The following is a 21,384-nucleotide window of genomic DNA, read 5'->3' as shown; positions in this document are numbered from 1 at the left end:
TTCAAGGTTCTGGTGCAGGGGCGGGCCGCGCGAAACGGATGGGGAGCTGATCGACCCCACGCACCACGAAGGCGTCCCGCCACACGAGCTTCGATGTGGCGAGTTCAGGCGCGAGAACGCGTTCGAGCAGACGTGGGAAGGCGACGCGCGCTTCCAGGCGGGCGAGCGGCGCTCCGATGCAATAGTGAATGCCGTTGCCGAAGGCGATGTGCCGGTTGTCCTGCCGGTGGATGTCGAAGCGATCCGGATCCGGGAACACCCGCGGATCACGGTTTGCCGCGGCAATCATGAGGAAGACACGCGAGCCGGCGAGGATGCGCTTGCCCAAGAGCTCGACGTCCTCCGCGGCGACGCGCGCCATCATGAGCAGGGGCCCGTCCCAGCGCAGCATCTCCTCGACGGCCAAGCTCATCAGCATGGTGTCGGCGCGCCGATCCCGAAGCTCGGCGAGCGCCTCGGGGTGGCGGAGCAGCGCGATCATGCCGTTGCCGATCAAGTGCGTCGTGGTCTCGTGCCCTGCGAAGAAGAGGAGCGCGCAGCACGCGAAAAGCTCCTCCGCGCTCAGGAAATCGCCTTTCTCCTCGGCTGCGATGAGACGCGAGAGCATGTCCTCCCGGGGGTGCCGACGCCGCTCCGCGATGACGTCCTCGAAATAGGACGTCATCGCGCGGAGGCCGCCAGCGGCGATCGCGTACTTGTTGGCGAGCGTGCGCGACTGGACGATGAACGCGCCCAGCTCGTCGGACCACTTCTTCAGCAAGGGGACGTCGGCGCGCGGCACACCGAACAGCTCGGCGATCATCGTCGCGGAGAGGGGATACGCGAAGTCGGCGATCATGTCCATTTCGCCACGCTGGAGCGCTGCATCGATCAGCTCGTCGGCGAGGGCGCGCACGCGCGGCTCCAGCGCCAGGACCGATGGCAACGTCATGGCTTTGTTCATGAGGCCGCGGAGCCTGGTGTGCACCGGCGGCTCGTTGAACGAGGCCCACATCGACAGGCGCTCGACGAGGCCTTGCACCACCCCGCGCTCCGGACCCTTGTAATGGGCGAGGAACGGGCGCACGCGATCGGCCGACAGCCGCGGATCACGCAACGACGCGCGCACATGGTCATGACGCGTGAGCACCCATCCATGGAGTTTCTCACTCCAGAAGACGGGCTCGTGCTCCATGAGGCGGAGGAGCGCCGGGAAAGGATTTTCGATAAAGTCCGGATGACGCGGGTCGAAGGATAGATCCACGGTCCCACCTCGAACGTGCAGAGTTTTTCTGGTGATGTCCCCCCTTCGTCGCGCGACCCGCTTTATGACGCGCGTGTTCCCTCGACGACGACGTGCTGCAAGCCGACGTCGGTGGGGAGCAGGCGCGTCAGGCGGAAGCCTGCTGCGTCCAGCAGATCCCGGTGCTCTTGTTCGGAGCGCATGCGCCCGCCGACCACCGTGAGCAGGTGGACGTCGAGCAGCTCGGCGGGCGCAGAGAGGCCAATCACGGACTCGATGACCAGGATTCGCCCGCCCGGCGGGAGCGCGCGGTGGCAGCACTTCAGGATTCGGATCGCCGCGTCGTCGTCCCAGTTGCAGATGATGTGCTTGAGCATGTGGACGTCGGCGCTGGGGACAGCCTCGAAGAAATTCCCGGCGACCACCTCGCAACGCGCCGCGCTCGTGCTCGCGGCGATCCGCGCCCGCGCCCCTTCAAGGATGTGCGGCTGATCGAAGAGGATACCCCGGAGCTCTGTGTTTCTCTCGGCGACGGCGATGAGGAGGCTGCCATGACCGCCGCCGACGTCGACCACCGTGCGGAACGAGGAGAAGTCATAACGGGCGGCGACCGCGTTGGTATCGACGTAGGTGAAGCTGGTCATCGCCTTGTCGAAGAGCTCGGCGTCCTCGGGGTGGCCCGCGAGATAAGGATAAAGCGGGGCGCCGAAGACGTGCTCGACGGCCGTTTTCCCGGATTTCACGCTGGAGAGCAGATCGAGCCAGGCGCGCGCGTAGACGTCACCGCCGAACAGCAGGATGAAGTCGCGCATGGAGCCGGGGGCGCCGGTGCGCAGGGTCGCGCCGAGGGGCGTCGAGCCAAACCGCCTCTCCGGTAGCTCGGCGAAGACCCCTGCTCCGGAGAGGGCCCGGAGCATCCGATGGAGCGCGCCCGCGTCGACCCCCAAGGAAGCCGCGAGGTCCTCGCTGCTCCGCGGGCCCTCCTCGATCAAGTCGGCGATTCCCAGCTTGGCCGCGACGTAGATCATCCGCGAGATCCACATGTTGTAGACGCTCAAGGCGCGCATTTGCGCCGAGAGGTCGCTCGTTCCGACAGGGTTGTTCATGGCTGACTCGTAGGGAGGCGTTGGAGCTTTATGGCAGCGTGGCTGTCGTCCGTAATAACGGAGGAGATCAGCGGAGAACCAGGTTGATTGTCAAGCCAGGAACCGCCGCATGCGCCCAGCATGTGGATCCTGCGAACACCTGCACCGGCGTACCCCTGGGCATCTTCCACCTTCGTCGCCACGGCGCTCCCTGTTCCCATCGGGGCGGCTTTCTGCGATAAGTCCGGCTCGACGAACGAGGAGCGGCGTATGGCGGAGTCGAAGTCATCATCGGACGTGGGTATTGTCGGGCTCTTGGGGATCCTCATCGGCGGAGCCTGCGTGCTCGTCGCCCTGGTCGGCGTGCTCAACACCGCGTTCGACCTCAATCTCGCGCTCTCGGTGTCTGGCACGAGCACGCCGCTGCCGAAGCACTGGGACGAGGTCATAGGCCTCGCGGCGGCCGGCGTGCTCATCGTCGCGCTCACGGTCTTCGGCGGGTTCGTTCGCCGCAAATTCACCGAGGCCAAAGGCAAGCCGCTCGTGCGGGCCGGTATCCTCCTCGGCGCGCTCGCCTTGCTCGTCATGGTCGGCCGCGGTCTTCAGATCGTCGCGCTCACCGCGACCTACGGGAGCATGCTCGCGTATTATTCGACCGACGGCGATCTCGACGACGTCAAAGCCGAGCTCGCCAGAAAGCCGGACCGTTCTGCGCTCGACGAGGCCGTCGGCCGCGCCGCGCAATACAACAATGCGGCCGCTCTGGCCCTTTTGCTCGAAGCCGGCGCTGACATGCGCGAATCGACCCGGCCCGAGGCCCACCGCCGTTGTCCGCTCGTCGGTCGGAGCTACGAATTCACCAAGACTGCGATCGACCACGGGATCAAGCCCGACGCGTGCCCTCGCGGCGAGCTCGCGGTATGGGAGGCCGTGCAGTTCGGCAAGAGTGACGACGAGGCGGCGAAAAACGTCACGCTCCTGATGGGCGCTGGCTGGTCCGGGACCGCGAAGCCGGACCACGACAAGCGGTCGCCGAAGAAGATCGCGGCCGAAAAGAAGTGGAGCAAGACGCTCCAGGCGCTCGGCGGCGCGGAGTGAGCGCGTGGGACGGTCAGGCTTGAGCTTTAGCGCCCTTCCTTCCAGGGGATGATGGCGATCTCTCCGTTGCGCTCGACGAGCGCGTAGCGGATCTGAGCGAGGCGCAAAAGGCCGTGCTGCACGTGCGCCGCCTCCAGGATGTCCTCCTCGTCGACGCTCAGCCAGGCCAGGCGCTCGCGCAGAATGCGTCCATCCTCGATGATGACGAGCGGCGTGCCGTCGAGCCAGCGCTCGAACCTCGTGCTCCGGCACTTGAGCCAAGACAAACCAAGCTCCAGGCTCACGAGCGTCCCCACGAGGATGATGGCGCCCGTGATGGAGGAATCCTGCCCGAGCAGCGCTTGCTGCGTGCATTCGCTGATGATGAGCAGGAGCAGGAAATCGAAGGTCGTCACGGTCACGAGCGCGCGTTTGCCCGCGATGCGGAAGATGACGAGGAGGGCCATGTAAACGCAGACGGCGCGCACGACGAGGTTCATGGCCACGGCCCTCACGGGTACACGAACAGCGAGAGATCGAGCGCGGGGCTGCCCTCCTCGCCGAGGGAGAAGCGGAGGCGACCGGGGCGCACGGGGCGCAGGACGAGCACGATGAGGCCTCCCGCCTCGACGCGCGGGAGCGTGATGACGCTTCGATCGGCGGTCATCTCGAGCGACGAGGGTTCGGGCACGAAATGCTCGATGTGGCCGTGCTCGAAGAGGGACGCCGAGAGGAACAGGCGGCGCGGGGCAGCAGAGCTCTGCACGCGCGGGTGGATCTCGAAGCGGGTCGTGCCGTCCACGCGGGTGAAACGCTCGTACCGGACGAAAAGCCCGGATGCGTCGCCGGCGCGGGCGTGGCTCAACGGACCGTCCCCGAAGAGACCGAGCGCGGCGAGCAGCACGAACAGGAAGAGCAAGGCCCTGCCGACGCGACGGACGCGCATGCTCGTGCGCTCGAAGGCGAGATCTTCGCTCGTCTCGAGATCGTCCGTCCGCTTGATTTCGACCACCGACCCCCCTTTGGCCGAACCTTGGACCCAGGCGCGCGCGCGTCAATCGTGTGGTTTGTCCGAGGGGTGTCCTCGACGTACGCCGTCGCGGGAATGTGGCACGGGCCTGGTGCGTTCGTCGCGGATCATGCAACGTTTGTCACTCCTCGCTGCAGCTCTCCTCCTCTGCGCTTGTGCCGCCCCGCCTCGCGCGTTCGATGTGACGCGCCTCGAACGGGACGTCGCTGCGGCCGAAACGCGTGCGGGGGGGCGGCTCGGCGTCGCCGTGGTCGAGCCGAGCTCGGGGCAGCGCTGGGTGCATCACGCCGGTGAGCGGTTTCCTCTGCAAAGCACGTTCAAGGCGCCGCTCGCCGCAGCGGTGCTCGCGCGCGTGGACGCGGGCGCGCTCTCGCTCGACACGAAGATCGAGGTGCGTCGCGACGAACTGAGCGTCTGCTGGAGCCCGCTCGCGGAGGCATTTCAGGGCGAAACGCAATCATTCTCGGTGCTCGACCTGCTCACGCAATCCGTGGCCGTGAGCGACAATACGGCCGCGGACGTCCTCATGCACGAGATCGGCGGCCCCGAGAGCGTCAATGCCATGCTCGCCCGGTCGGGCGTGACGGCGCTGCACGTCGATCGCTACGAGCGGGATTTGCAGCTCCAGTTCCACGGGCTCGCCGCGTACGAGCCTGCCATGTCCACCTGCAAGGGGATGGACGCCGCGGTCGAGCGGTTGCCGAAGGACGAACACGTGCGCGCCTTCGAGGCCTATCTGCGAGATCCCCGTGATACGACCACGCCCGAGGCCGCCGCGGATTTTCTCTTGAAGCTCGATCGCGGGGAGATGCTCACGCCGGCCTCGACGCGCGTCCTGCTCGACATCATGCACGGCACGAAGACCGGTCCTCGCCGGCTCCGCGCCGGCCTGCCGCCGGACGCGCGTTTGGCCCATAAAACGGGGTCATCCGACGATACCGAGGGACGTAATGGCGCGACGAACGACATCGGGATCGCGACGCTGCCGGACGGGCGCAAGCTCGTGATCGTGGCCCTCTTGACGGAGTCGAGCGCGCCGCAGGAGACGCGCGAGGCGGCCTTGGCCGACGTCGCGCGGGCAGCCGTGGGGGCCATGACGAGCCCACGATGAGGCCGTCCTGCCCTGGATCGACGGCTCCTCGCTGCAACGCTGCCGCCGCGCTCTCACCGAGGCGCCGTCCTCGACCGCTCCATGAAGTACGATCTCGTACGATATTCGTTTGAGTGCAAATATGTCTGGCACGAAGGCACGGACGCTCCGTGGTCCGCGTGCTAGACTCGGCCGCCCTCTAGACGAACTGCTGCGAAATGGATCCATCTCCGGAAAAACCGGGCGTTTCCGCCACACGGACGCCCCTCCCGTCGCAGCGCGCGCAGGGCCTGCTCTCCGCGCTCCTCGTCGACGCCTCGCCCATCGACCTCCGCCTCGTCGGCCGCACCTTGCTCCACGCCGCGCTCGTCGGGGTCGGGGCGGGTGTCGTCGCGGTCGTGTTTTTCGCGGCGATCGAGCTTTTGGATCGATTCTTTCTCTCGGGCCTCGCCGGCTACCGCGCGCTCCGCGCCGCGGGGGAGTCCTTCTTCGGCGAGCATGGCATGGGGGCCTTCCGTCCCTGGCTCCTCATGATCTTGCCCGCGTTCGGCGGCCTCGCGAGCGGCTTGCTCACACGCCTCGCGCCCGAATGCCGAGGCGGCGGCGGCGACGCGATGATCGAGGCCTTCCATCACCACGGCGGGATCATCCGGCGTCGCGTCGTATGGGTGAAGGCGCTCGCCTCCGCGCTCACGCTCGGGACCGGCGGCGCGGGCGGGCGCGAGGGGCCCACGATGCAGATCGGCGCGGCCTTCGGCTCGTTCGTCGCAGGGACCTTGAAGGTCTCCGCGCGCGAGCGGCGGCTCCTCATGATCGCCGGCGTTGCGGCCGGCATGAGCGCGATCTTCCGGACGCCGCTCGGCGCCGCCCTGCTCGCCACCGAGGTTCTTTATCGTGACGACGTGGAGAGCGACGCGCTCGTCCCCGCGCTGCTCGCGAGCGTCCTGTCGTATTCGGTCTTCATCTCCGTCTTCGGCGAGGCCACGCTCTTCGCGCACGCGCCGCGGTATCCATTTGTCCCGGCGCACCTCCCGCTGTATGCGCTCCTCGCGATCTTCGTCGCGCTCTGCGCCATCGTTTTTCTCAAGGTGATGGCGTTCGTGAAGCGCACGTCCGCGCGCCTGCCGGTCCCGGATTGGGCGCGCCCCGGCGTCGGCGGCCTCGCGCTCGGGCTCGTGGCCGTGCCCTTGCTCTTGCTCCTCGCCGGGCGGCACGTCGTGCCCGACGGGCAGGGGATTGGCGTGCTCGGCGGTGGGTATGGCGCCGCGCAGGTGGCCATCACGGGCGCGTCGTGGTTGCCCGAGGGATGGCAGGCCGTCGAGCTGCTCGTGGCGCTCGCGGCCATCAAAATTCTCGCGGCCTCGCTCACCATCGGTACGGGCGGCAGCGCGGGCGATTTCGCTCCCTCCCTGGCGATTGGCGGGCTCGTCGGGGGCGCGTTCGGCCGCATCGCGGCGCTCTCGATCGGCGACCCGCGCATCGATCCCGGCGCATTCGCGCTCGTCGGCATGGGCACGTTTTACGGGGGCGTCGCGCACGTGCCGCTCGGCTCGCTCGTCATGGTCTGCGAGCTCGCCGGTAGCTACGACTTGCTCGTCCCGCTCATGCTCGCCGAGGGCATTGCATTCGTGGCGCTGCGCGACCGCTCGCTTTATTCGGCGCAGGTCCCCACGCAGCGCGACTCCCCCGCGCATCCGCCGGGCGTGCTCGACGTGCTCGGCTCCCTCAAGGTCGCTGATGTGATGATCGCCGGCCGGCCTTACGTGCAGTTCGCCCTCGCGACGCCCGTGCCCGAGGTCCTCCGCCTCGCTTCGGACACGGGCTGGCAGGATGTGTTTCCCGTGCTCGACGGGGAGGGGAAAATGGCCGGGGTCATCACGAGCGACGTCGTGCGCCTGCTGGCGACGGAGCGGGACCTCGAACCATTGACCCTCGCCGCTGACGCCATGCAACCGCCGGTGACCGTGCGGCCGGACGATGATTTGAGGAAGGCGACCGAGGTGCTGCTCGCGCAGGGCGTGCGGGAAGTGCCCGTCGTCGACGAGGCGGGCAGGATCGTGGGTTTCCTCGACGAATCCGAGGTGGGGCGCGCCTATCTCGACGCGACCGCGCGCGAGGAGCGGGCGGCTTGAACCTCTTTTGATCGGGGGCGCGGCGAGGGCCGAGGGCGCCCTCGTGCTGCTCTCCTTTCGTTCTCCGAGCGTTACGGGGATGCGATTGCTGCGCGTCACGTTCACGTGGCAATCGGCACCGGACTCGCATGTGCGGGGCGGGAGCCTTCCGCGGAGACCGCGGCAGGCATCCAACCGGAAGGAGACGATCATGAAGCGTATGTTCCGGGCCCTGCTCGCCTCGCTCGCGATCGGGCTGATCGCGTCGCCCGCCCTCGCGGTCGACGAACACGCACAGAAGACGCTCAGCGAGCAATACAAGGACGCCAAGAAGACCGAGGTCGCGTTCGCGAACCTGCCGACCCCGGCGCAGAACGCCATACGGACCTGGGCCGAAGGGGGCGAGATCAAGAAGGTCGAGCAGATCACGCTGAAGGACGGCCAGATCCACTACAAGGCCGAGATCAAAAAAGGGAAAGAGAAGCTTCAGGTCGCCGTGACAGCGGACGGCAAAACCGTGGCCCGCGGCGAAAAGATCGACTGAGCGCAGCCCCCACGCCCGCGGAAGCGAGCTCGCGAACCCCGCGGGCTCGCTCTCGCATGCTCGAAGTTGACTCGAACGACCAGATGAGTCACATTGGTCGTGATGGTCGCACGACGTAGCCAGAAGCCACGCGATCCTGCGCGGCGCCAGCGCATCCTCGAAGCTGCACGGCGGCACTTCACCCAGCATGGCTTCAAGGGGACGAACCTCGACGCGGTCGCGGCCGAGGCGGGCTGCGCGAAAGGCGCGCTTTACCTCGAGTTCGCCGACAAGGAGTCGCTCCTGCGCGAGGTCGTCGAGCAGTCGTTCGCGGTGATCGGCGCTCGTTATGCCGAGGAGGTCATGTCGATCGCGTCACCGCTCGAGCGCCTCGTGGCCACGCTGCGCTTCGCGTATCGCCAGCTCCTCGCGGACCCGATGTTCGGCAAGCTGCTCCACGAGGACCCGGACCTCCGCGCGCTCGGGCTCACCTCCGATTCGCAAAAGGTCGAGGAAGGCAAGGCGCAGGTCGCCATGATCCGCGGCTGGGTCGACGAGGGAATCGCGCGCGGCGAGATCCGCGCCGACATCGATCGCGACGCGGTGCCGATCGTGATCGGGGTCCTGCGCTTCGCGCCGCAGCACCTCGGCATGATCGCCGAGCTCGGCATCTTTTCGATCGAACGCGCGCTCGACGCGATCCTCGACGTCTTCCGCGCGGGGCTCGCCGCGCCGAAGAGCCCGCCGCCCGCGAAACGCGCCGGGCCCACACCCCAGAGGAGATCCAAGCGATGACCACCACGCATGCAATCGAGGTCGAGGGCCTGACGAAGCGATTTGGAGAGGTCACGGCCGTCGACGGGGTCACGTTCGCGGTCGAGTCCGGCGAGGTCTTCGGCTTCATGGGCCACAACGGCGCGGGCAAAACGACGACGCTGCGCATGCTCCTCGGCTTGACGCCGCTCACCTCCGGCACGGCGCGTGTGCTCGGCCGCGAGGTCGGGCGCGAGACGATCGAGATTCGCCGCACCGCCGGGTATTTGCCGGCCCATTACACGTTGCCGCCGGACATGACGCCCCGCCAGTTCTTGCATTACGTCGGCGCCATGTTTGGCCTCCCGCGCGACGTCGTCGCGGCGCGGACCGAGGCGCTCCTCCGGCGCTTCGACCTCGTGCACGCCGCGGATCGAGCGTTGCGCGGTTTTTCCACGGGCATGACGCAAAAAGTGGGGCTCGCGCAGGCACTCCTCAACGAGCCGCGCGTGCTCTTGCTCGACGAGCCGACCTCGGGCCTCGATCCGCTCGGCCGCCACGAGCTGCTCGAGCTGCTCCGCGAGCTCGCACGCGACAAGGGCGTCACCGTCGTCTTTTCGTCGCACATCCTCTCCGACGTCGAGGCGCTTTGCCGGCGTGTCGCGGTCCTGCATCGCGCACGGCTCGTCGCATTCGGTGACGTCGATCATCTCAAAGCGCAGCACGGCGCGCGCACGATGGATGACCTCTACCTCGCGCTCGTGCGCAAGGAGGCGGCATGATCCGGCTCCAGTGGCTCGACTATCTCGCGACGCTGCGCGAGCGCAAGACGTGGCTCTGCGGGGCCATGCTCCTCTACGCGGTGCTCTCCATTCCGGTCATGCTCGCGCGCCCGCCCGCGCACGTGCAGGAAGCGATCGCCGCGTGGTTCGGCCACGGCGGCCCGTTCGTGCTTTTCATGTACGTGTGGATCGACCTCGCGATGAACAAGATGGTCGCGTTTCTCCCGGTCGTCCTCGCGAGCGGGATCGTCCTGCGCGAGCGTGACGTCGGCGTGCTCTCGATCCTCGCGGCCAAACCCCTCTCGATGCCGCGGTATTTCGCGCTTCGCGCCGTCAGCGCGTGCGCCGTCATGGCCACGCTCCACGTGGGCGCGCAGCTCCTCGGCCTCGTGTACTTCACCGCGCGTGTGCCGGGCTTCCGGCCCTTGGCCTTCCTCGCCGCGATGACCCCGCACCTCTTCGCGGCGATCTTCGCGACCTGCTTTTCCGCGGCGATCGCCGGCTGGGTCAAGCACCGCGGAGCCTCCGCGTTGATCGGGCTCGCCGTGCTCGGCCTGCTCCTCGGTTTGTCGCTCATTGGGTTTTACCAGCCCGCGTGGCGGAACCTGACGCTCGTGAACCCGATGTCGCTCGGCGCGCTCGCCCTCGGAAACCTCGATCACCTCGGCCCGAAGGACCTCGCGCCGCCGATGCTCGCGCTCTCGCTCCTCTCGCTCGCCGCGATCGCGATCGGCGCCGCCGGCGTGCGCCGAATGGAGGCTTGACCATGACCGAGACCGCTTCGCTCCGAGATTATTTTCTCCTCGAAGCACGGCACGCGCCGCGCCGCGCGCCGATCGTGGCGGCGCTCGTCGGCGGCCTCGGCGTGCTCGGGACCCACGCCCTTCTCGTGCGTTTCCCCGCGCGCGCGCTTCACTTCCTCGAACAGGCCTTCGACCTCCGGGGCCTCGCGTCGGTCCTGCTCATCAACGACCTGATGGCCGCCTATTTCGCGCCCTACTTCGTGGGGCTCGCGGGCCTGCTCGGCGCCATCGTCACGGCGCGGGAAGAGGGACAGCTCGAAGTCCTGCTCGCCAAGCCGATCCACGCCCGCGTGCTCCTCGCCGCCCGCGTAGGGCCCATTCTCGGCGCCGCAGCGCTGACCGGCGCGGCCGTCGCGATCGCCACGGGGCTCTCGATCCTCCCGCACCTCGCGCCGGGCGACATGGTCAGCGCCGCCGGCGCGCTCGGCGGAGGGCTTTTCCTCACCGCGTTCGCGCTGCTCCTCCTCGCGCTGCTCTTGCCGCTCCTCGTGCGCATGCGCGATGCCTTCCACGCGCTTCTCGTTGGGTCCCTCGTCTGGCTTCTGCCTCTCATGCCCACGGCTGTGATGATTTATCGGCCCGACGTCTACGAGGGCAGCGCGATCCTGCGATCCGCGATCACGTTGCCGAGCCTCGTCTGGCACGACGCCGCGGCTGCGTGGGTCGGACCTTTGGGGCTCATACTGGTGGCCCCGTTTTGCGCGCTCTTCGTGCGGATCGCAGGACACGTGCTCGAACGGACCGACACCCGGTGACGTGACGCCACAGAATGCCTTTCCGCGGCCTTGACGTGCGCCGTCCGGTGCTGGCCGATGCGGCCGCCCCTGACGGTCCCGGCTTGTTCGAGCCGCGGCAACGTATTGCGGGGCGAGCATTCACCTGGTGGGAGACATGCAATCTCGATCCGTTCCATTCACGCGCGCCGCGCGCCAAAGGCTCCGCGGCGCGACGATCGGCTGGTTTTGTCACGGCCTGATCCTCGCCGCGCTCGCAGGGTGTAGCAGCGAAGCGAGCAACGCGGGCAACGCGGGCACGCAGGAGAACGCGGGCGCGACGGCGCCGGCCGCAGCCGCGACAAACCCGACCGAGGCGATCGACCTCGACACGGTCATGCGGCGGACGCACTTCGGGTATCGCGCCGAGGGCGGCGTATTCTCGGCGGGACACGCGACGTACGCCGTCAAGGCGAGCCCCGAGGCGCTCACGGTGTGGCCGAGTGAGAGCGACCTCGCCCCGCCGGAGGAGGGCACGACGGCGCCGTTCGTCGCGTCGCTCGAGAGCATCACCCGCGGCGGAAGATCGATTGCGGAGGGACGCTCCGGAAAGGCCGCGGTCCGGCCCGACGCGAGCCTCGGCATCCAGCGCGGCGCCGTGGTCGAGCACCTCGAGAACGATGCGGAGGGCGTCGAGCAGAGCTTCGAATTCGCCGAGCGCCCGACGGGCGAGGGGGATCTCGAGGTCAAGATCGTGGTGACGGGCGAGTCGTTCCTCGGCGAGACCGAGGGCGGCTTGCACTTCGCGGATCCTGCGACGGGGCTCGGCGTGCGATACGGCGTGGCCACGTGGGTCGACGCGAACGGCGTGCGCACGCACGTCGACGCGGATTTCGTGGACGGGCGCATCGTGCTGCGCGTGCCTGCGTCGGTGCTCGACGCGAGCGCGTATCCGGCGGTGCTCGATCCCGTGATCGGTCCCGAGATCGCGATCGACACGCCTGCGTATGCGGCGGCGAACCGAACGCAGTACGATACCGTGGTCTCGTTCGCGGGCGGGACCTTCCTCGTCGTCTGGACGGACGAGCGTTATCAGAGCACGGCGGACGTGTACGGCGTGCGCGTGTCTCAGGCCGGCACCGTGCTCGATACGTCGGGCATCCCGATCGCGGTCGCGAAGGCCAACCAATCGCAGCCGGCCGTGGCGACCAACGGCACGGACTGGGTGGTCGTCTGGGTCGACAGCCGGAACAGCGCCGACGACATCTACGCCGCCCGCGTCACCGCGGCCGGCGTCTTGCAGGATCCGAACGGGATCGCGGTCACGACCGGCGGCGGCAAGAGCCACCCGTCGATCGCATTCGGCGGCACGAACTACTTCGTCGTGCACACGCTCTCGAACCAGATTCGGGGCAATTTTGTGGGGACGAACGGCACGGTGAACGCATCGACGGTGGCCATCGCGCAGCCGTCGTACGCTCCGAACGACACGGCGGTCTCCTGGAACGGCACGAACTACCTCGTCGCGTTCAACACCTATACGGGGTCGACCTATTACCGCGTCGCCGCGCGACGCGTATCTCCGGCCGGCACCGTGCTCGACGCGAGTGACATCGTCGCCTGCAGCGGCTCGGCAATTTGTCCCTACTCGCAGCTCGGGATCGCGTCGGACGGGGTGAACTGGCTGCTCGCGTGGGACAACTACAACAACGCGAACAGCATCTACGGCCAGCGCATCTCGTCGGCCGGCGCGCCCATGGACGCGGGGAACGGCTTCACCATCGGAAACGGCGTCACTTCGTCCGACCCCGTGCAGGTCACCGTCACCTTTGCGGGCAACGGCTACGGCGTGTTCTGGGACGATTCGAATCAGGCCTATGGCGCTCGCGTGAGCTCGGGCGGCGCGGTGCTCGTCTCGGCCACGCCGCTGACGAGCGAGATGGGCACCCGCAGCTCCGTCGGCGCGGCGCACGACGGGACGAACTTCTATACGGCATTCAGCGACACGCGCGGCGTCGCAGGGAACAACCTGGCCGACATCTACGGGCTCCGCTTGTCGAACGCGCTCGTCAAGATCGACGCCACGAGCACGTTGCTCTCCCGCGCGGCGAACGACGAGCGTTCTCCGCGCGCCGCCTTCAACGGGACGAACTGGCTCGTCGTCTGGGAGGACGCGCGCCCGGGATCCACGAACGACATCTGGGGCGCGCGCCTCTCCAGCACGGGCGCCGTGCTCGATGCCGCGGGCTTCGCGATCTCGGAAGGGACGAACTCGCAGTACGTGCCTGTGGTCGCGGCGAACGGCGTCGACTGGCTCGTCGCCTGGCAGGATCGGCGTAATGGCAGCAGCAACGACGACATTTTTGCCGCGCGCGTCTCCAGCACCGGCGCCGTGCTCGACGCCGGCGGCATCCCGGTGAACACGGCGGCCGGCCACCAGACGAACCCCGCCGTCGCCGCGGACGGGACAAACTGGCTCGTCACGTGGCGCGACGCCACGAGCGCGGAGATCTTTGCCGCGCGCGTCGCGCCGTCGTCGAACGTGCTCGATCCCGCGGGCATCAAGCTCTCGACCGGCGGCGGCTCGTTGCCCGCGGTCGCGTACAACGGCACGAACTACCTCGTCGCTTGGACCAAGCCGACGAACGCGAACGACATCTTCGCCTCGCGCGTGACGCCGGCCGGCGCGGTCCTCGACGCGGGCGCGCTCGCGATCCCCGTGTCGGCCGTCGTGGGCGCGGCGGAGACGAACGCCTCGGTCGCGTCGAACGGGGTGGACTGGTTTGTCGCCTGGAACGACGCCTCCGACGTGCGCGGCGCCCGCGTCAACGCCGCGGGCACGGTGCTCGACGTCGTCGGCATCAACGTGAGCAGCGCGTCGAACACCCAGAACTTCCCCGCCACAGCCTGGGACGGTACGCAGTACTGGGTCGTTTGGCAAGACGATCGTACGACCGTGAACTATCAAGACGTCTACGGCGCGCGCATCTCGAGCACCGGCACGAACAAGGATTCGAGCGGGTTCGTCGTGGCGAACGACGCGCTCCAGCTCGAGCTCCGGCCGCAGCTCGCGGCGGGCAAGTCGCAGGAGGTCCTCGCAGCGTACTACCGGTTCGATCAGCAGCAGCCGTACGGCTCGGAGCGGGCCCGCGCGCGGATCCTCTCGGACGCCTCCCCGGGCGCGAACGGCGTGGCGTGCTCGGTCGGCGGGCAATGCGTGAGCGGCTTCTGCGTGGACGGCGTCTGCTGCGACGCGGCCTGCACGAGCGCGTGCCAGGCGTGCTCCGCGGCGAAGAAGGGCGCGGGCACCGACGGCGTCTGCGGGCCGATCAAGGTCGACACCGATCCGGACAACGAGTGCACCGACCAGGGCGCGATCTCATGCGGCACGACCGGGAGCTGCAACGGCGCGGCCGCGTGCAAGCTCTACGCTTCGGGCACGAGCTGCGGCGCGACCTGCAATGGCGGCGCGCTTCAGCCGCAGACCTGCGACGGCGCCGGGACGTGCGCGGCGAGCGGCATGCCCACGAACTGCGCGCCGTACGCGTGCGGGGCGAACATGTGCAAGTCGTCGTGCACGACGGGCGCGGATTGCGCATCCGGCTTCTCGTGCGTCAACGGCGCGTGCGTGGGCCTGCTCGGCAACGGCGAGTCGTGCACGGCGAGCTCCGATTGCCAGTCGGGGAGCTGCGTCGACGGCGTCTGCTGCAACACGGCGTGCGGCGGCGTTTGCCATGCGTGCACCGTGGCGAAGAAGGGCAACGGCATGGACGGCGTGTGCGGGCCGATCGCTGTCGGCGTCGATCCGGACAACGAGTGCGCGACGCAGGCGGCTTCGAGCTGCGGACAAACCGGCGTTTGCAATGGCACGGGCGCCTGCCAGCTCCACCCGCAGGGCACCTCCTGCGGGGTGAGCACCTGCCAGGGCAGCGTGGTCACGGGCCAGATCTGCAATGGGACGGGCCAGTGCGTGAACGACGCGATGGGGCAGGACTGCGCGCCGTACGTCTGCTCGGCCGGCACGTGCAAGAACCCCTGCACGAACAGCAACGAATGCTTGCCGGGCAATGTCTGCACGGCGGGCGCTTGCAAGCCGCGGGCTCGCCGGGCACGCCTTGCGCGAATGCCTCGGAGTGCGGCTCGGGCTTCTGCGTCGACGGCGTCTGCTGCGACGCGGCGTGCAACGGCGGCTGCATGGCTTGCTCGACGGCGAAGAAGGGCCAGGGCGCGGACGGCACGTGTGGCTCGATCAAAAACGGCACGGATCCGGACAATGAGTGCGCGGCCCAGGTGCCCTCGACCTGCGGCCAGAATGGCCAGTGCAACGGCAATGGCGCGTGCGCGGTCTACGCGTCCGGCACGGAGTGCGCGCCGGGCAAGTGCACGGGCACCTCGCAGACGAACCCGTCCACGTGCGACGGCAATGGCACATGCGCCGCTGGTACGGAGACGTCGTGCGTGCCCGGGTATGCGTGCGATGGGACGAAGTGCGCGACGAGCTGCACGGACGACAGCATGTGCGCCCCGGAGTACGAGTGTGATACGGCCATGCAGTGGTGCGTGCCCTCCATGGGCGCGGGCGGCGCAGGCGGCAGCGGCGGCGCAGGCGGCGCAGGCGGCAACGGCGGCAATGGCGGCGCGGGCGGCGCCGGTGGCGCGGGTGGCGCGGGTGGCAATGGCGGCGCGGGCGGCGGACAAACGACCGACGGCGGCAGCTGCGGCTGCCGGACCGCGTCGGAATCGTCCACGGCCGGCGGCATGGGCGCCCTGATTGTCGTGGCGGCCTTCGGGCTGCGCCGTCGCCGTCGTTCGGCCTGATTCTCTCCCTCTCGTTTTCCCTCCCTGCCGCGCCCTGACCGGGCGCGGCATCCCTCCACCCGAAACGGATCCCGAGGTCGTGCCCGACCCGATCGTCGCGATCTTTTGTCCTCCACGGGTAACATTAGGTAACATTCGACCACCTTGGGTAACGACGCACCTCCCCGACGGCCCGCGACCTTGCTCACGACCCACGAGGTCGCGGCGCTGCTCCGCGTGCATCCGAAACACGTCTACCGGCTTCTCAAACGGGGGCTTCCCGCGCGCCGCGTCGGCGACGAGTGGCGTTACGACGAGGCCGATGTGCTCGCATGGAGCCGGGGCGCACCTGCCGCCGCGCCGGTGGAGGCGCCCGCGACCTCCCCTCCGCCCCTGCTCGCGGCGAACGGGGATCTCGCGATCGAGGCCTTGTTCGACGAGGGCCGTGATCGCTCCGCCCCGCTCGTGGGCTTCGTCCTCGCCGATCATGCGACCGGCCTCGTCGGGCTGGAGCGTGGCGCCGTGCTTGGCGCGGGCTGCCACGGCGACCATGTTCCGGCGTCGCTCGGGGGCGAGAGGCTCGCATGGCTCCACCTCGCCGTCCGTGAGCTCGGGCTCGCGCATCGCAAGGGCCTGCGGCTGCGCAGGCTCTCCAGCATCGCGGGGCGCAGGCTCGCGTCGCGGCCGCGGACCGCGGGTATTCGCCACCATATCGACGAGGCTTTGTCCCGCGAGGGGGTCGAGCCCGACCGCGCCTATGCGCACGCCAAGGAATATCGCTCCCACAGGGACGCGGTCATGGCCGTCGCGCGTGGGGACGCTGAGATCGCGCTCGCGTCGCGCGCATGGGCCGCGCACGCGGGGCTCGGGTTCACGCCCGTCGTGGCCGAGGCGTACGGCCTCGTGTTTCGCGCCGAGCACCTTGGCGACCCCCGCGTCCTCGCGCTCTGCGAGCTCGTCCAGAGCGGGAAATACCGCGCCCGGCTCGCTCACCACGCGGGGTACGACGCGACGAGCGCCGGTCAGATGCAGTTTGGAAGGAGCATCCCTTGAGATTGATCCGACAAACCATGATGCTGGGGGCGCTCGCAGCGCTCCTTTTCCCACGCGCGGCGCTCGCCCTGGATTGCAGCGCCCTGCCAAACCCTGTCTACATCCAGAGCGGGGACACGCAGGAGCCGCTCCTCAAGGCGCTTGGCCAGAAGCTCCGCGCCTCGCAGGCGAGCCCGATGACGCTCATCTACCAGACGAGCGGCTCGTGCACGAACATCGAAGCGATGTACCAGGGCACGAAGCTCACGACGAACCCGCGCTACATTCCCTCGGCCGCCGAGGACCCGACGTGGGATCCGAGCAAGCCCGCGCCCCAGTGCACGATCGATCCGAACGGCGTCCCCCTCGACCTCGCCATCTCGGCGCTCTTCGTGAGCTCCTGTGATCCCTCGCCGCCGCCCGTCGGGATCGGCCTTTTCCAGGGGCCCGTGCAGCCGTATGTCTTCATCGTCCCGGAGGCGAACTCGCAGCGCGCGATCACGGCGGAGGAGGCGTATTTCGTCTTCGGCTTCGGCGCGCAGGGAAAGGTCGAGCCCTGGACGGACGAATCGCTTTTTTCATCCGCACGACGACGAAAAGCACGCTGCTCACGATGGCCGCGGCCATCGGCGTGCCGGGCGCGAAATGGAAAGGGGTGATGCTCGACAAATCGTCCGAGGTCCTGAACGGCGTCGCCACCTCGCCGAGCCCCGAGAAGACGATCGGCATCCTCGGCGCCGAGATTTACGACGGCAACCGGGACAAGGTCGCAGCGCTCGCGTTCCAGGCGTTCAAGCAGAAACACGCCTACTATCCCGACTCCACGGCGACGTCCTTCGACAAACGCAATGTGCGGGACGGCCATTACACGATCTGGTCCCCCACGGTGTATCTCGCGCCGGTCGACGCGCAGGGGACCGTGACGAATCCCCGCGTTCGGTACCTCGTCGACATGGTCCTCTCGAAGACCGTCGCGCCTGCGCCGGAGTTCGACCCGCTCGACGTCGTGATCTCGAAGGGCCTCGTCCCCGACTGCGCGATGGCGGTCACGCGGTCCTTCGAGGGCGGTGACCTTTCGCTCTATAGCGCACCCGAGCCGTGTGGCTGCTTCTTCGAGAGCCGCGTGGGACAACCCAGCGCGACGTGCAAGACGTGCGGCGGGGATGGCGAATGTGGCGGTGGCAAGTGCCGGCACGGCTTCTGCGAGGCGAAATGAACACACAATACGTCCTCAAGGGTCTTTTCGTCCTCGTCCTGCTCACGAGCGCGTGCGGCGAGGAGAATCCGCCGGCAAACCCCTCGGGTAACTCGTCGAGCAGCGGCGCGGGCGGCGGTGGCGGGGCCGGTGGGAGCGGCGGGGGCGGGCCCGAATGTTTCTCCGAGCCCACGAGCCACGTGGAAATCATCAACGCCTGCACCGAAGCGGAGAAGGTCGACAAGGTCGTGAACCTGCCCCTCTTGAATGCCGATGGCTCGCTCCCGCCGCTGCCCTGACCGGGCATTTCGGCGGCTCATCGCGCTCGCGAGCCTGCTCGTCGCGAGCGCGATCGGGTCGGCGCGGGCCGAGACCAAGCCAGAGCCCCCCGTGCGCCTGCGCCTCTCGGGCTACGTGCAGGCCGACGCCGTGGCGTATCGGCAATCGTCGCAGGACGAAATCAACCCGGCGACCGGCGCGCCGCTCAACGAGGATCGATTCACGATCACGCGGGCGCGCCTCCGCGCCGAGGTGAGCGCGCACATCGTGAGCGGCGCGCTCGAGCTCGATGCGAACACCGTGGAGGGGCCCGCCGCGCGTGTCATCGAGGCCGAGGTCTCGGCGCGCTGGCAAGGCGCGAATGCCGAGGCGCCACCCTATGTCATGGCCACGCTCGGCCTCTTCAAAATTCCTTTTGGCGTCGAAGGACCCGAGCGCGAGCGGAGCCGCCTCTTCCTCGAACGCACCACGACGAGCCGCGCGCTGTTTCCGGGCAACTACGACCTGGGTTTGCGCCTTTCCGGCGGTTATCGTGTCTTTCGGTATGCCGTGGCCCTCATGAACGGCGAGCCGGTCGGGCAGGTGTTTTTCCCGGCGCGGGATCCGAACGGAGGCAAGGACGTCCTCGCCCGCATCGGCGTCGATACGAGGCCGCTCGCGAGGCTGCGCGTACAGGGTGGGTTTTCCGCGCTCTCCGGCACGGGCCTACACCGGGGCACGCCGAGCACGAAAGACGTCCTCGTGTGGCGCGATGAGAACGAAAATGGCCTCGTGGAGGGGACCGAGATCCGCGTGATTCCGGGCACCGCGGCCACGCCCTCCGAGAACTTCGACCGCTTCGCGCTCGGCGCCGACCTGCGCGTCACGGCGAAGCTGCCCGTCGTCGGAGAAGCGTGCCTCTTCGGAGAAATCGTGCGCGCGCAAAACCTCGATCGTGGCGTCGAACCTGCCGATCCGATCGGCGCAGGCCGTGATCTCCGCGAACTCGGCTTTCATGTCGGAATCACCCAGGAGCTCGGCCGATATGTGATGATCGGCGTGCGGTACGATCGGTACAATCCCGACCAGGACGCGAGCGAGCAACGCGGCAAGGACCTCGTGCCCCGCGACAGCACGTACTCCACCGTCTCCATCGCCGCTGCGCTCCGGTACACGCCTCCCACGTGGACGTTTGCCCGCGACAACTCCTTTCCCGCCTTGCGCGTCGTCCTCGAATACGATCACCGGAACAACGCGCTCGGCCGCACGGCGGGTGGTCTGCCGACCACGCTCGGGGACGATTCGTTTGCGATCCGCGGGGAGGTGTCGTTTTGAGGCGACCCGCGCTCGTGCTCATCTTTGGGCGGCTCGTCGGCTGCGGCGGCGTATCGTCGGATCCGGGGCTCTTTGCGGACATGCGTGTCGCGCCCGGCTCCTATGTGGAGGGGCCGATGCCGCAGGAGAATGGCGGGCCCGGCGTCGTCGCCGTGAACCTCGGCACGAATCGCGTGCGGACAGGGCAGATCGACAAACCATTGCGGGGGTCCCTGGCGCCGGAGGCGACGGCGGTCGCGCTCGGCCTCTCGGGGGATGCAGGATACTGGATCGTCCCCGCGGGCCTGCCTGACGTACAATCGCCGGCATTCCCCACGTTCGACGTCTCGCTCTCGTTTTCGCCCGACATGCGTGGGTCGTACGAGCTCCTCGTGCGCGCCGTCGATGCGGAGGGCCACTTCGGCCTCACGAGTCGTCACGCGCTCGAAGCCACGGCCCTCACCGCGCCCGAGGGAAACCTCGTCGTCTCGCTCCGGTGGGATCGCGAGGCCGACCTCGACCTGCACGTCGTCGATCCGCGCGGCGTCGAGATCTACAAGCGCAACATCAATTCGTACGAGCCTCCGCCGCCCGGGCAACCGGTGGATCCCACGGCGTGGCAGTCCGGCGCGCTCCTCGATTTCGACTCCAATGCGGGGTGCGTCATCGACGGCAGGCGCATGGAAAACGTCGTCTGGAAGAACGACCCGCCGATCGGGCATTACATCGTCCGCGTCGATACGTTTTCCCTCTGCGGCGAGAGCTTCGCGAACTGGTCGGTGGACGTGTTCCGGAGTGGCGTCTCCTTGGCGCGGTCTGCGGGACAGAGCGGACCCACGGACGAGGCCACGCCGCACGACAGGGGCGCCGGCGTCCTCGCGGTGGAGTTCGATCTTCCGTGAGAAGCCACGCGGCGTGTATGGCCGCGGTGCTGGCCGCGTGCTCGTTTTCCGGGATGGCCCATTCCGACGAACCACAGCCTGCGGAGGTCACCGTTCGTGCGGCGCCACGCAAACGTGATCCAGGGCGCGCGACCGTCCACGCCGATGAGGCTCGGCGCGTGGCGGGGACCCGGGACGATGCGCTTCGAATCGTGGAGAGCTTGCCCGGCGTCGCGCGGGGCGGGTTTTTCGGGGGAGGGCTCGTCCTCTGGGGCGCCGCGCCGGGCGACAGCCGCGTCACCGTGGACGGCGTCGAGATTCCGGCGCTTTATCACGGAAATGGCCTTCGCGGCGTGCTCCCCTCGGGCCTCGTGCAGGCGATTGACCTCACGCCCGGCGCGTATGGCGCCGAATATGGCCGCGCGCTCGGCGGCCTCGTCCGCGTGACCACGCGAGATCTCCCGGCGGAGGGCATACACGGTTCGATCGGCGCAGATTTTCTCGACGCCGCGGGCATGGTGAGCGCCGCCGTGGGGGATCGCGTGCGCGTCGCGGCCGCGGCCCGCGCGAGCCATTTCGATAGGCTCGTCTCCGCCGTGGCCCCGCCGAGCGTCCTCGACATCGTGCCCATTCCTCGGTATCACGATTATCAGCTCAAGGCCTCCCTCGCGCTCCGGGAGGACGAGGAGATCTCGGCCGTGCTCCTCGGCGCGGGGGA

19 protein-coding genes and 1 pseudogene are annotated in these 21,384 nt (G+C 68.6%); 16 read left to right on the top strand and 4 right to left on the bottom strand.

What is annotated here, in order from left to right:
* Window position 1: 1 nt before the first annotated feature.
* Together E8A74_RS07475 and E8A74_RS07470 are read right to left on the bottom strand one after the other, a co-directional pair.
* Window positions 2–1,243 carry a cytochrome P450 gene (locus E8A74_RS07475; protein WP_136928227.1) on the bottom strand — a complete coding sequence of 414 codons (1,242 nt, stop codon included), beginning with the start codon at window positions 1,241–1,243 and terminating at the stop codon, window positions 2–4.
* Between the two features lie 62 nt (window positions 1,244–1,305).
* Window positions 1,306–2,328 carry a methyltransferase gene (locus E8A74_RS07470; RefSeq protein ID WP_136928226.1) on the bottom strand — a complete coding sequence of 341 codons (1,023 nt, stop codon included), beginning with the start codon at window positions 2,326–2,328 and terminating at the stop codon, window positions 1,306–1,308.
* Between the two features lie 249 nt (window positions 2,329–2,577).
* On the opposite strand from E8A74_RS07470, the gene E8A74_RS07465 reads away from it, so the two are divergent.
* Window positions 2,578–3,405, top strand: a complete 828-nt coding sequence (locus E8A74_RS07465; RefSeq protein ID WP_136928225.1) for a hypothetical protein — start codon at window positions 2,578–2,580, stop codon at window positions 3,403–3,405.
* A 26-nt stretch (window positions 3,406–3,431) separates the two neighbouring features.
* Here E8A74_RS07465 and E8A74_RS07460 read toward each other — a convergent pair whose 3' ends face one another.
* Entirely contained in the window at window positions 3,432–3,884 is a 453-nt protein-coding gene (locus E8A74_RS07460) for a DUF421 domain-containing protein (protein WP_136928256.1), read from the bottom strand.
* 11 nt (window positions 3,885–3,895) lie between these two features.
* The gene (locus E8A74_RS51995; RefSeq protein ID WP_170228933.1) at window positions 3,896–4,396 is read right to left on the bottom strand and encodes a hypothetical protein; all 501 of its coding nucleotides are present in this window, start codon (window positions 4,394–4,396) and stop codon (window positions 3,896–3,898) included.
* Window positions 4,397–4,523: 127 nt separating this feature from the next.
* On the opposite strand from E8A74_RS51995, the gene bla reads away from it, so the two are divergent.
* From bla to E8A74_RS55960, 15 genes and pseudogenes are all read left to right on the top strand, one after another.
* The gene (gene bla / locus E8A74_RS07455) at window positions 4,524–5,525 is read left to right on the top strand and encodes a class A beta-lactamase (RefSeq protein WP_170228932.1); all 1,002 of its coding nucleotides are present in this window, start codon (window positions 4,524–4,526) and stop codon (window positions 5,523–5,525) included.
* Between the two features lie 197 nt (window positions 5,526–5,722).
* A complete protein-coding gene (locus E8A74_RS07450) occupies window positions 5,723–7,636 on the top strand; it encodes a chloride channel protein (protein WP_136928223.1) in 1,914 nt (637 codons plus the stop codon).
* 190 nt (window positions 7,637–7,826) lie between these two features.
* Entirely contained in the window at window positions 7,827–8,159 is a 333-nt protein-coding gene (locus E8A74_RS07445; protein ID WP_136928222.1) for a hypothetical protein, read from the top strand.
* 102 nt (window positions 8,160–8,261) lie between these two features.
* On the top strand, window positions 8,262–8,933 hold the full coding sequence (locus E8A74_RS07440; RefSeq protein WP_136928221.1) for a TetR/AcrR family transcriptional regulator: 672 nt from the start codon (window positions 8,262–8,264) through the stop codon (window positions 8,931–8,933).
* Window positions 8,930–9,673 carry an ABC transporter ATP-binding protein gene (locus E8A74_RS07435; protein ID WP_136928220.1) on the top strand — a complete coding sequence of 248 codons (744 nt, stop codon included), beginning with the start codon at window positions 8,930–8,932 and terminating at the stop codon, window positions 9,671–9,673. Before E8A74_RS07440 ends, E8A74_RS07435 begins: the two co-directional genes overlap by 4 nt.
* On the top strand, window positions 9,670–10,437 hold the full coding sequence (locus E8A74_RS07430; protein WP_136928219.1) for a hypothetical protein: 768 nt from the start codon (window positions 9,670–9,672) through the stop codon (window positions 10,435–10,437). Before E8A74_RS07435 ends, E8A74_RS07430 begins: the two co-directional genes overlap by 4 nt.
* Before the next feature lie 2 nt (window positions 10,438–10,439).
* Window positions 10,440–11,231, top strand: a complete 792-nt coding sequence (locus tag E8A74_RS07425) for a hypothetical protein (RefSeq protein WP_136928218.1) — start codon at window positions 10,440–10,442, stop codon at window positions 11,229–11,231.
* 136 nt (window positions 11,232–11,367) lie between these two features.
* Entirely contained in the window at window positions 11,368–15,960 is a 4,593-nt protein-coding gene (locus E8A74_RS51990; RefSeq protein ID WP_170228931.1) for a hypothetical protein, read from the top strand.
* Between the two features lie 191 nt (window positions 15,961–16,151).
* Window positions 16,152–17,039 (top strand): helix-turn-helix transcriptional regulator, encoded by an 888-nt coding sequence (locus E8A74_RS07415; protein WP_232379424.1) that lies wholly within the window; start codon window positions 16,152–16,154, stop codon window positions 17,037–17,039.
* Window positions 17,036–17,677, top strand: coding sequence for a hypothetical protein (locus tag E8A74_RS07410; RefSeq protein WP_136928216.1), 642 nt, complete (start codon window positions 17,036–17,038; stop codon window positions 17,675–17,677). Before E8A74_RS07415 ends, E8A74_RS07410 begins: the two co-directional genes overlap by 4 nt.
* Window positions 17,632–18,234 (top strand): hypothetical protein, encoded by a 603-nt coding sequence (locus E8A74_RS07405; protein WP_136928215.1) that lies wholly within the window; start codon window positions 17,632–17,634, stop codon window positions 18,232–18,234. Before E8A74_RS07410 ends, E8A74_RS07405 begins: the two co-directional genes overlap by 46 nt.
* Window positions 18,231–18,512: a hypothetical protein gene (locus tag E8A74_RS07400; protein ID WP_136928214.1), complete on the top strand. Its 282-nt coding sequence runs from the start codon at window positions 18,231–18,233 to the stop codon at window positions 18,510–18,512. The genes E8A74_RS07405 and E8A74_RS07400 overlap by 4 nt, the downstream gene beginning before the upstream one ends.
* A complete protein-coding gene (locus E8A74_RS07395) occupies window positions 18,487–19,806 on the top strand; it encodes a hypothetical protein (protein ID WP_136928213.1) in 1,320 nt (439 codons plus the stop codon). Before E8A74_RS07400 ends, E8A74_RS07395 begins: the two co-directional genes overlap by 26 nt.
* On the top strand, window positions 19,803–20,687 hold the full coding sequence (locus E8A74_RS07390) for a hypothetical protein (protein ID WP_136928212.1): 885 nt from the start codon (window positions 19,803–19,805) through the stop codon (window positions 20,685–20,687). Before E8A74_RS07395 ends, E8A74_RS07390 begins: the two co-directional genes overlap by 4 nt.
* Window positions 20,688–20,704: 17 nt before the next feature.
* Window positions 20,705–21,088 (top strand): annotated as a pseudogene (locus tag E8A74_RS55960) (TonB-dependent receptor plug domain-containing protein); the annotation flags it as partial.
* Window positions 21,089–21,384: the final 296 nt, after the last annotated feature.

Origin of the sequence: Polyangium fumosum (assembly GCF_005144585.1) — a bacterium.
Classification (GTDB): domain Bacteria; phylum Myxococcota_A; class Polyangia; order Polyangiales; family Polyangiaceae; genus Polyangium; species Polyangium fumosum.
Note: the sequence above shows the minus strand (reverse complement) of the source record. Positions and strands in the feature narration are given on the sequence as shown.